The sequence below is a fragment of the Mycobacterium colombiense genome, assembly GCF_001953985.1.
GTDB classification, from domain to species: Bacteria; Actinomycetota; Actinomycetes; order Mycobacteriales; family Mycobacteriaceae; genus Mycobacterium; species Mycobacterium colombiense_B.
Window position 1 is genome coordinate 1 of the sequence record NZ_MBEI01000021.1, and the last position, 523, is coordinate 523.

Below are 523 nucleotides of genomic sequence, written 5' to 3' on the forward strand. Positions count from 1 at the left end.
ACGTGATCGTTATTGGTTCGGGTCCTGCTGGGTATACCGCGGCGTTGTATACCGCGCGAGCGCAGTTGGCGCCGGTGGTGTTTGAGGGGACGTCGTTTGGTGGGGCGTTGATGACGACCACCGAGGTGGAGAACTTCCCGGGGTTTCGCGACGGGATCACCGGTCCGGAGTTGATGGATCAGATGCGTGAGCAGGCGTTGCGATTCGGGGCGGATCTGCGGATGGAAGACGTCGAATCCGTCTCACTGCAGGGTCCGGTCAAGACGGTGACCACCGCCGAGGGTGAGGCGGTGCGGGCGCGGTCGGTGATCTTGGCGATGGGCGCGGCCGCCCGGTATTTGGGGGTGCCCGGTGAGCAGGAGTTGCTGGGCCGTGGCGTGAGCTCGTGTGCGACCTGTGATGGCTTCTTTTTCAAGGACCAGGACATCGCGGTGATCGGGGGTGGGGACTCGGCGATGGAGGAGGCCACGTTTTTGACCCGCTTTGCCCGCAGTGTGACCCTGGTGCACCGCCGGGAGGAGTT

At 64.4% G+C, this 523-nt stretch carries 1 protein-coding gene; it reads left to right on the top strand.

Features of this window, described 5'->3' with window-relative positions; all coding sequences use genetic code 11:
- Nucleotides 1–2 precede the first annotated feature (2 nt).
- A partial coding sequence (locus A5732_RS04135) for an NAD(P)/FAD-dependent oxidoreductase (RefSeq protein ID WP_253188996.1) occupies nucleotides 3–523 on the top strand: 521 nt, incomplete at its 3' end.